Source organism: Dapis purpurea BLCC-M126 (assembly GCF_050015975.1).
Lineage (GTDB): Bacteria > Cyanobacteriota > Cyanobacteriia > Cyanobacteriales > Microcoleaceae > Trichodesmium.
In genome coordinates this window covers 1-11,630 of record NZ_JBNHER010000266.1, presented here as the reverse complement: position 1 = coordinate 11,630, position 11,630 = coordinate 1, and the positions used below count along the sequence as shown (strand labels likewise).

Annotated in this window: 4 protein-coding genes; all 4 read right to left on the bottom strand. The window is 39.4% G+C overall.

All coding sequences use genetic code 11. The annotated features are described in order from the left end of the window. Positions 1-2,756, bottom strand: a 2,756-nt coding sequence (locus ACP6PL_RS24430; protein WP_426547927.1) for a two-partner secretion domain-containing protein, incomplete at its 3' end; no start/stop codon positions are given. 176 nt (positions 2,757-2,932) lie between these two features. Continuing rightward, a complete protein-coding gene (locus ACP6PL_RS24425; protein ID WP_426547926.1) occupies positions 2,933-10,075 on the bottom strand; it encodes a CHAT domain-containing protein in 7,143 nt (2,380 codons plus the stop codon). Between the two features lie 291 nt (positions 10,076-10,366). Continuing rightward, on the bottom strand, positions 10,367-10,600 hold the full coding sequence (locus tag ACP6PL_RS24420) for a hypothetical protein (RefSeq protein WP_426547925.1): 234 nt from the start codon (positions 10,598-10,600) through the stop codon (positions 10,367-10,369). 682 nt (positions 10,601-11,282) lie between these two features. Continuing rightward, on the bottom strand, positions 11,283-11,420 hold the full coding sequence (locus ACP6PL_RS24415; protein WP_426547924.1) for a hypothetical protein: 138 nt from the start codon (positions 11,418-11,420) through the stop codon (positions 11,283-11,285). Between the last annotated feature and the right edge of the window lie 210 nt (positions 11,421-11,630).

Here is an 11,630-nt window from a genome sequence, read left to right as displayed (position 1 = left end):
ATTTCCAGAGACCCGGTGGTAATAGTTATATCTCCCGCATTTCCTTCTGCTCCTGAATTTACTGAGCTATTTACTTGAGTTGGAATTTCTAAGCTTCTACCATCAAAGACTGCAGTGCTTATGCCATCAAAGACTACAGTGTCAGTAGCATCAATCTTCACACTTCCTCCATTTCCTTTACCAGAGGTACTGGTAAGTATCCTAGCACCATTTTTAAGTTCCAGAGAGCCAGTAGTAATAGTTATATCTCCCGCATTCCCTTCTGCTCCTGAATTTACTGAGCTAGTTACTCCTGTCAAAGTTACTGAATCTCCGTTATCAAAGACTATAGTGTCAGTAGCATTAATCTCTACACTCCCTGCATCTCCTTTACCCAAGATCTTGGCAGATATAGAAGCACCATTTTTAAGTTCCAGAGAGCCAGTGGTAATAGTTATATCTCCCCCCTTCCCTTCTGCTCCTTGATTCACTTCGCTAAATATTCCCACAAAAAATCCTAAGTCTCCATTATCAAAGACTACAGTGTCAGTAGCATGAATCTTTACACTCCCTGCATCTTCTTTACCAGAGGTACTGGAATCTATTCGAGCACCATTTTTAAGTTCCAGAGAGCCAGTGGTAATAGTTATATCTCCCCCATTCCCTTCTGCTCCTGAATTCACTTGGCTAGTTACTCCATTAAAAACTTTTGATTCTCCTCCATCAAAAACTATAGTGTCAGTAGCATGAATCTCTACACTCCCTGCATTTCCTTTGCCAGAGGTACTGGTAGATATTTGAGCAATGTTTTTAAGTTCCAGAGACCTGGTGGTAATAGTTACATCCCCTGCATTCCCTTCTGCTCCAGGATTCACTTGGCTAAATATTCCAGTCAAAGTTCCTGAATTCTCTCCATCAAAGACTATAGTGTCAGTAGCATGAATCTCTACACTCCCTGCATTTCCTTTGCCAGAGGTACTGGTAGATATTTGAGCAATGTTTTTAAGTTCCAGAGACCTGGTGGTAATAGTTACATCCCCTGCATTCCCTTCTGCTCCAGGATTCACTTGGCTAAATATTCCAGTCAAAGTTCCTGAATTCCCTCCATCAAAGACTATAGTATCAGTAGCATGAATCTCTACATTTCCTGCATCCCCTTTACCAAAGGTAAAAACAGATATAGAACCACCATCAATAAAAGAAAGGTTTTTAGCACTAATATTAATATCACCTCCTGTTTCATTGTCAGTAATAACATCAGCTCTAATGCTTTCAGTAACAGTCACATCTCCTTCACTTTCAAGAATAATATCACCTCCACCAATAGTGGCAATACCATCCACATCCTCACTCACACCACCAATATTCACATTTCCTACATCAAAAAATACTCCACCACTGCCAGAAACTGCTTCTAAAGAATCCACATCCAACCGCAAAGGTGCATCAATTAAACCTATTCCTCCACTGCCAGAAGTTTGGAATAAAATACTCCGCGCATTTATCAAAGAATTATCAGAAACTCTGGCAATATTTCCTCCATTGGCATTAACTAAAACTTCTCCTGTTGTGGTTAAAGAAGCCAGATTTATATCTCCTACCTCTCCCAAATTTCCTAACTCAATATTAATAGTTCCACTTCCAGCATTTAACGTCGTTCCATCTAATTGATTTATTGAAGCTTTCCCGTTAGAACGGTTAGCAATATTTATCTCATCATTATTACCAAATAAATCAATATTTCCATTTCCAACCGATGTATCAATATCCCCATTTATCTGAATACTTCCACCTGCTTTTAATTCCACAAATCCAGCAGTTTCTATCAAATTATTAACTGTTAGATCGTTATTAGCTAAAACAATAAAATTACTTTCTGACTCTTGAGTTGATAAATCTATATTTCCCGATGCAAATACATTTCCTGGTGTATCAGCAATTATTGTATTATCTGTTAATTCTAATTCACCATTATTATTAACTATAATAGATGTGGCATTCTTTTCGGCTCCACCTGTCAATAATTCTGGTAAAGATAAGGGCGATAAATTAGAAATATCTTCGATTTTTGACTCGACTTCTAAACTTAATAAATGTTGTGGTTGAGAAATTCTCAAGACACTACCACCTTCTACTGCTGCGATGGTAATATTACCCCCTGCTGTAGAAAGTTCTCCTGTATTAATAACTGTGCCACCTAATAATGTGAGGTTTTCTCCAGAGTGTAAATTTCCTTCATTAACTATAGCACCCGGAGTTGAAACGTTAAATCTATAGCCACTGGGGTTTCCAACTAAATTTGAGTAGTCATTGGTTCCCATTGCTTGAAACCAGAAGTTGTTATTGTCAAAACCAATTCCTGTCGCAGTCGTAACGCTGAATGAGGCAGGGACATTCAGGCTAGCGTTCGGGCCAAAAATAATTCCGGCAGGGTTCATTAACAAGAGGTTGGAATTACCGCCGATGACTTGAATGAGACCATTAATAATTGAGGCATTACCACCTGTAACTCTGCCAAGAATGTTGCTAGTGTCGGGAGTACTGAGAAAGTTGGCAGTTTGGCCAGAGTTGAGATTGAATTGCTCAAAGCTGTGGAAGAGATTGGCCTCATTGCGCGTGCCACCTTCAATATTAAATTCGTTGCCCTGTGGAGTGAGTGTTGTACCTGTACCGTCGTTTGCTGGAGTTATGGGTTGAGATTTAGCGGGAGTTGCTGCTGCTATTGCTAGTAGGGACATTAATAGGGAGAAAGGATGGCCAAATAATCGAGGTTTCATGGTTTATGGAAGTACACTTGATTTAGTGAAATCTTATAAGCATTATATTTCAGTAATTTTGGAGTTATGCTATGTTGTTTGTAGTAAGGCTGAAGCCCTATCTACAATTCGGGCTGAAGCCCTACTACGAACTTTAATGATAATATTATCCCTAAAGTTCTTTTTTCAAAATTTAATTACCACGGACTACCAACCATAGTAAACCCCGCCCAATAATAAGGATGAGCAAAATTCTTATTCTGAACATTCCCCAATTCCGGCGGCAAAGAAACCTCGCCACGACTACCCGAACCCCTTAAGGTACCCTCTGCTATGACAACTTCTCCCCTCAACATCCTTAACTGCGCTTCTCGTAATGCCTCGGCTTTAATCTTAACATCATCTAAATGAGAGTAAAACTCTGTCATCAACCCCAAAGTACCCTCATCACTCACCAACCAAAAACTACCCAAAGCAGATTTAACTCCCGTGGCGATCGCTAACCCGGCAAAACCTAACTCCGCGTTACTGTCTCCCACAGCAGTACGACAAGCAGATAACACCAACAATTCAGCTTTTTCACTATTCCATCTCAATTTTCGGACTTCATCTAAACCTAATTTATCATTCCATAAATGAATATAAGAATCACTGGCTTTTCCGGCTCTAAATTCTGCATGAGTCGCCAAATGAACAATCGGATATAAACGATTTTCTAGTTGATTCATCAAATTATTTTTGGTAAATTCTTCATTTAAGAAAGTATTTCCTCGCCACAATTTCTCAGAAATAGTTTGCAATTCTATCGGTACAGCAGGCAAAGGAGTTTCATCGATAAATTTACTAGCTCCCATTCCTAATAATTTGGTATTTTTTACAGAATTATAACGACTATCCATTAAACTCACACTCGGAATTAAACTCATGCTATATTTCTCAATCAAAAATTTTTCTCCATCATGTAAAGCTGCCAGAGGTAACAAACGAAAACCACTATCCATACTGAATAAAATTGTCTCAATATTTGCTGCTTCTAGTTCGGCTGAAATTGGTGCAATTAACCAGTCATATAATTTTTGAGCTAATGGCAAATAACTAGTAGTATGACGATTCCTAAAGTCAGTAATTTCTGCACTAAACATAATTGCATTTTTCCAGAGTTTTTCACGATTAATTGTGGGAATAGTTTTGAGAATTGGCTGACCATCTTTGGTAAATAATATGATTTGTATTTGGTCAGAATAAGCATTAATATAAACAACGGCTGATTCTTTTCCAGTTTGGTTAGCCATGTCTGTTAAAATATCTCGGACGTTTTGTGTATTGACTAATTTTTCCTTAAAGTCTTCTCCAAAGTAATCGGAATATTCTTGGCTCCGGTTTTCTTCTAATATTGTTATTACTTGGTCTGAAAATTGCTCCGAAATTCTTTGATTAACACCTCCGAGAATAATTTTACCATCTGCACTTTGAATATTAGTAATATTACCCTCTGCCATTTGATTAATACTTCCTATAATGATGCTGCCTCCGTCTCCGCTGTTAGATGAGGCTGCTGATATTGTTGTGTTTTCTGCTATGGTGAGGTTTTCGGTTTTGATGTTGATGATGCCTGCCTCTCCACTGCCTGTTGTTTCGACTGAGATTTTTCCTTCTCCTATAATGTCTATGTTTTCTGGGGCGAATATGTTGATGTTGCCTCCGTCTCCTGTTGATGTGGTGCGGGCGGATATGAAGCCTTTTTCTTTGAAAGTAATATTGAGGTTAGGTTCAAATTCCCCCATCTCCCCATCCCCCCATCTCCCTATCTCCCCATCTCCCCCTCTCCCCATCCCCCCATCTCTCTTATAGGGGTTAATACTCAGGGTGCCTGCTGGACTTTCTCCTGTTGTTTCGGCAAATATTCCGAGTCGGCCTGAGATGAAGAGTTGGTTGGCGTTGATGGTGATGTTGCCTCCTGCTTCTGTGTTGGTTGCTCCTTCTCTGGCGGTGGCGCTTATTTGGGCGTTTTCTCCTATGGTTAGTTGTCTGGTGTTTATTTCTATGTCTCCTGCTTGACCTTGGTTGTTGGTTTCGGTGGTCAGACTTGTGCCTGTTTCTAGGGTGAAGTTTTTGGTTTTGATGTTGATTTGGCCTGCGTTCCCTTTGTCTTCTGTGGAAGCACTTATGGCTACTCCGTCGGATATTCTGAGGTTTTCTGTTTGGATGTCGATAATTCCAGCGTTGCCTGTGCCTGATGTTTCTACGGCGATGAAGCCTTCGCCGGAAATATCAATGTTTTCTGGAGCTGAGATAAATATATTGCCCCCGTTACCTGTGGAGGAAGTGGAGGCGGAGATGAAACCGTCGTTGCTGAAGGTGATGTCTAGGTTAGCGTTTTCTTTGTAGGGTGAAAGGGTGAGGATACCTGCGTTGGCGTTGGCTTCGGTTTCGGCGAATATGCCGAGGTGGCCTGTGATGTTGAGTTGGTCAGTGTTGATAGTTATGTTCCCTCCGTCTCCGTCGCTCGTTGAGCCTATTACTACTGTGGCGCTGATTTGGGCACCTTGGCCGATGTCTACGGTTTGAGCTTGGATGCTTATGGAGCCTGGGTTGCCTGCGCTTAAAGTTTCTGTGATGAGGCTGGTATATTCGTCTAGGTTGAGGTTGTTGGCTAGTATATTTATGCTGCCTGCGTTGCCTGCGTTTTCTCTGCCTTGGGTGCTGGCTTGGAGTTGGCTGTTGTTGGTGAGTTGGATGTCTTGGGGGGTTTCTAGGGTGATGATACCGGCATTGCCTTGGGCGCTGGTGGTGCTAAGGATGTCGGTGTTGTCGAGGGTGATGTTGCCGAGGCTGTAGATGTTAACATTTCCAGCGGGTTGCTCGCCTTTAGTGTCGCTTTCGATAATGACGTTATTGAGGTTGAGGTTGCCATTGCTGATGATTGAAACAGGGCCTGATTGTCCTTCTGCGGCTCCTACGTCTATTATTTGTATTGGTTCCCCGAAAATTTCTACAGTTACTTGTTTACTGGTAATAATGGATAACTCATTGAGTTCAAGGTTTCCTTGTGGTTGACTTTCTACTTTCACCTCTCCTGATTTTCCCTGGGAAGATAGTGTGAGTATTTCTGCGTTGGTGAGGTTGTTGGTGGTAATGTTAACGTCTCCACCTTTCCCGGAGCCGTCTGTTCCTACTGAGAATGTTCTGATTGCTAATTGTTCTCCATCTCCGTTTTCTGGAGGGTTGAATTTAATTGTTTCTGCAATCAGAGTAATAGTACCCCCATTCTCTGAGCTAGCAGAATCATTATTAAAGGAGAAGGAATTAAGCGATTCTGTATTGATATCACCAGTCTGAGTCGAGATAGTTATCTCTCCCCCATTGCCTCCAGACGATGAGGAATAGAGCGATTCTGTATTGATGTCACCAGTCTGAGTTGAGATGGTTATCTCTCCCCCATTGCCTCCAAGCGACGAGGAGGAATAGAGCGATTTGGTATTGATATCACCAGTCTGAGTCGAGATACTTATCTCTCCCCCATTACCTCCAGACGACCAAGAATAGAGCGATTTGGTATTGATATCACCAGTCTGAGTCGAGATACTTATCTCTCCCCCATTGCCTCCAAGCGACCGGGAATAGAGCGATTTGGTATTGATATCACCAGTCTGAGTCGAGATACTTATCTTTCCCCCATTGCCTTCATACGAATCGGAATAGAGCAATTCTGTATTAATATCACCAGTCTGAGTCGAGATACTTATCTCTCCCCCATTGCCTCCAGACGACCAAGAAAAGAGCGATTCAGTATTGATGTTACCAGTCTGAGTCGAGATACTTATCTTTCCCCCATTGCTATCGAATGATGAAGTATCCAATGAAAATGTATCAATATTACCAGATATAGTATTAAGGTTAACATCTCCCCCAATTCCTGTAACTGCACTAGAATTAATCAGATCTGTAATAATATTGTTGTTAGCTTTCAGGTCAATTCTCCCCCCATCGGCAGTTTCGCTCAAACTACGAATATTTTCTACCCTAATATCACCATGGGTTGCGTCTATATTAATTGCTCCACCATTTCCACTGCCTCTTCCTCCAGCAACCGGAATAAGAGGGCTACGCAGCAAAAGTTGTGTACCTGTGACAGTTCCCCAGGAGGCAGCATCACCTGCTCTGTATAAAGTGCTATCACCAAAAAACGGAAAAGTATCTGTCACCCTCAAAGTCCAAGTTCCATTGGGGTTTTCTCCATTGAAATTGGCTAAACTTCCTTGGGGACGATATGTACCATTAAACGGAGCAAATCCAGAATCAATACTTCTAGAAGCATCATCATCCAACACAGTATCCTGAAAGTTTTGTCCGGAATTGCCAACACCTGCAAACAATTTTACTTCCTGTCCTTGAGGTGATTCGAGATTGACTTCTAGGTTGAAAATAAAAGGATGTTCTACAGAAAAACGTACATCTAAATTCTCTACATTTCCTAAGTCATTATCTACTGTAAAAGTAAAAGTTGCAGTGTCATTCACAGTCGTAGTAGTCGGTATATAATACAGTTGACCTTCAACATTACCAATATAATAAGATTCCCCTTCAATAATAAAATTACCTTCACTGTCACGTTCAAGAGCTAAGAAATCAAAAGAATCGAATGGAATAAATCCAGTCTTATCCTCTAATTCTGGTGGTATCACTCCCCCCTCATCTACATCTATAGCAGTAAGTAACTCCCCACCAGAAAAAACAGGCAACCAAGAAGTATCAATATTCCCCAAAATAATATCAGCACCTGCAATAGTCAAATTCCGCCCATTAGTCTTAATAGTATCCGCCCCATTCTCAAAGGTATTCGGATCGCTCCCAACATCTGCTTGGTTATCCAACATCTGAACAACACCAACTCCATCCCCATCCACATCCGCACGAAATTCTATCTCACCTACTCCAGGGAAAAATTCCAACACATCATCCTCTATATCCTCAACAGTAATATCATTTGTCGCCCTCAACTTAACATCCGCATCCCCAGAAGTTTCATCAAATTCATCATTGATCCTAATATTAGTGGCAGACAAAGAAACACTTTCTCCACCACCTTTAATTCCACTACCGGTAGCAACAATATCTCCCGTAGCTTCAATATTTATCGCACCACTTGTTTCAGTAACTTCTGTATTTTCTGTTGCTTCAACTGCTTCGAGCCCCCCTAACCCCCCTGATATTTCTGCTTCAAAATTATTCTCTACTGTTTCAATAGTAGAAATACTTTCCGTTAAAGTCACATTTCCTGCACTTTGAATTTTAATATCTCCTCCAGCAGTAACAATACCATTTACCTCTTCACTCACACCACCAATATTCACATTTCCGACATCAAAAAATACCCCACCACTGCCAGAAACTGCCTCTAAAGAATCCACATTCAACTGCAAAGGTGCATTAGTTAAACCTATCCCTCCAGTGCCAGAAGTTTGAAATAAAACACTCCCCGCATTAATAATTGAACTATCAGAAACTCTGGCAATATTTCCCTCATTAGCATTAACAAAAACCTCTCCAGTTGTAGTTAAAGAAGCTAGATTTATATCACCTACTTCTCCCAAATTTCCTAACTCAATATTAATCCTGCCACTTCCAGCATTTAAAGTTGTGCTGTCTAATTGATTTATCGAAGCTTTCCCGTTATTCCGGTTAGCAACATTCATCTCATCATTATTACCAAATAAATCAATATTTCCATTTCCAACAGAAGTATCAATATCCGCATTTATATTAATACTTCGACCAGCTTTTAATTCCACAGATGAATCAGTTTCTATCTTTTTATTAACTGTTATATCATTGTCAGCTTCTAATATAACATTCCCTGATAATTGCCCAATATTTTCTGCACTAATTGTCACATTTGCATTCCCATCCTGAGCAAAAATATCTGTTTCTACTTCTGTTTCTGTCCTTTCTGAGTCATCAGCTTCTGTAGTTTCTACCTCAGTATTATTTTCTACTGTTTGTGAATTATCCAGATTTTCTGGTTCTCCTATCGTGATACTTTCTGGCTGTAATAATATTGTTCCTGCTTCTCCCAATGGTGCTGTAACATCCACACTTCCCTCAAATGTAAATTCTTGTTTTCCTGTAACTTCAACAAACCCTCCATTACCAGAAATTTCTCCTCCTTTCGCACGAATATTTCCGCCAAAATGAGTAGTTCCATCAGACCGAATTATTACATTTCCTCCATCTCCATTTTCAATAGCATTAGCAGAAATAATTGAACCACTATTAATAGAAGTTTCTTGAGAATTGAAAACCGTGCTATTTTCTTGAGACTCGCCTCCAATTAATACCGTCCCTCCACCATTTAAACCATCAGCATTAATATCAGTATCAATCAGAGCTACGCGATCGCCCAATATATTTACTTGGCCACCCACATTCTCAGAGTCAGATACATCTATACCTCCAGAAGCGATCGCCGTTCCTGGTACATTTGCCCCTACTGTATTTGAATCTGTCAACACCACATCACCATTTTCATTAACCGTTACAGATGTGGCCTGAATTATTTCTCCACCTGTTAGGAGCCCAGGTAAAGATAGAGGGGTTATCTCAGTATTTTCCCCATTCACCGTGATTGAATTTACCTCTAAAGTCAGTAAATTTTCTGGTTTAGATATTCTCAAGATACTACCGCCTTGTACTGCTGCGACGGTAATGTTACCCCCTGCGGTGGAGAGTTGCCCGCTATTAATAACTGTGCCACCTAATAAGGTTAAATTTTCTCCAGGGTTTAACGTTAAATTTCCTTCATTAACTATAGCGCCTGGGTTAGAAACATTAAATTTATAGCCACTGGGGTCTCCGACTAAATTTGAGTAGTCGTTTGTGCCCATAGCTTTAAACCAGAAGTTGTTGTTGTCAAAGCCAATTCCTGTAGCAGTTGTAACGCTGAAAGAGGCGGGTATGTTGAGGCTGGCGTCTGGGCCAAATATGATTCCTGTGGGGTTGATTAGGAAGAGGTTGGAATTACCGCCGATGATTTGGATGAGGCCATTGATATAAGAGGCATTTCCTCCTGTGACTCTGCCGAGAATGTTGGTAATGTCTGGGGTAGTGACAAAGTTAGCAGTTTGGCCAGATTTAACATTAAATTGCTCAAAGCTGTGAAAAAGATTCGCTCCGCTGTGAGTGCCGCCTTCGATATTAAATTCGTTGCCCTGTGGAGTGAGTGTTGTACCTGTACCGTCGTTTGCTGGAGTTATGGGTTGAGATTTAGCGGGAGTTGCTGCTGCTATTGCTAGTAGGGACATTAATAGGGAGAAAGGATGGCCTAACCGAACAGTTGTCATGGTTTATGGAAATACATATAAATTTAGTTAAACTTTCCAACTATTATATTTCAGGTAATTTTGGGGTTATGCAATGTTGTACCCATCAAACTATCTCAAACTTACTCATATCCTGTTAATAGTTAATTATTAATTATTTACTAATGGCTTGTTTGAAAAAAAAATGTTTCGGCTCGCCAACAAGCTAATTTTGGGTTCACATTAATTGCCAATAAAAAGTGCCTGGAGATGTAGAAGCTTTGGTTGACTTACTGATAGGAATTTTCTGAAATTAATTCCAATTAAATAAATTCAAAAAGATTCGTTTAATGATTCATCATCTCGCTCGGACATAATATTTTGCAAAAAGTTGTAGAGCTTATCCTTAAAATGAACTCGTGTATGATGAAATTCAAGCTCGAAAGATGTGCTTAGATATTTATAAAAACTCTCTTTAAAAGAGTGATATGATTGGGGGACTGTAGTATAAGCTAAAAACCGTTGAGCATAATTTCGATAAGTTTCATTACCTTCTGGTTTACCCACAAATTGCTTGATAGATAATAAGAGTTCTTCATTAGATAATAAAGTGTGATTTTTCAGGAATTTTAATTGTTGAGTAGATGAATAATTTTTAACTTGACGAATTGGTGATCGACATAATGGGATAAATCAATTTCATATTTTTGCTGTCTTTGAATTTGTATTTTTCTGATAAGGTCAAATACTGTTGGCTATGAGTAAAGTTTTTGACAAGTTCTAATTTTTACTTAGTTAGGAGGGGTTGATAATAAGAATATTCAGATTGACTGACGGCTTGTTCAAATAAGTGAATAAGTTTTTTTAAAACATTTTTTTGTATTGAGGTAGTTGTTGATGGTTAATCAATATATAACAGCAACGATTCAGGATATAATTGAATTTTTCTTCAGATTATGAAAGTTGTATAATTCTCTTCAATACTGTAGATATTTTGGGATTAGGGTATGGATAAGATTTAATAAATAGTATGCGATATCGCTCAATAATTTCGTCAATTGATGCAGTTTAAACAAGTTCTAAAAAGTGATTATAAATATTTTGTTTTTCTCTACAGATTTGTTGAGTGTTAGAATCTATAGTGATGATTTGTTTGTGTTGAGATTTCATAGAATTTGTCTTCCTCAAAAAGATTATACAGCAGTAAGGTGGGTTGCAAATACCACCCACCTTACCGGAAGATTATCAATTAAATTACTGCATTATTAGTATTTTCGATAGCAGCTAAAACTGGGTCGTCATTTTGACTATCATTATTAGGTTCGTTAATATTTGAACCTGTGGTATCATCCTCGGTAATAGTATCAGGTGTAGCCAACTCTAACACTTCAATTTCACTAATGGAAGTTAAATCTTCTTCAGCAAGTAGTAATACGATTTAAAAAAAAGAATGTTACGAATATTAAGGGCAATAAAAATATTTTACCCAATTATTAATAATTAAAGAATTCTGGTTTAAAGCCTCCCCTTTTAAGGGGAAAAAGCGGTCGGAAAGCGGAGCAGTCCGTTAGGATGGGATGGCGAGGTTTCCCGCTCT

Excerpts from the sequence above, each read along its gene's own strand:
- ACP6PL_RS24425 (WP_426547926.1), bottom strand. The coding sequence starts at position 10,075 with ATGACAACTGTTCGGTTAGGCCATCCTTTCTCCCTATTAATGTCCCTA.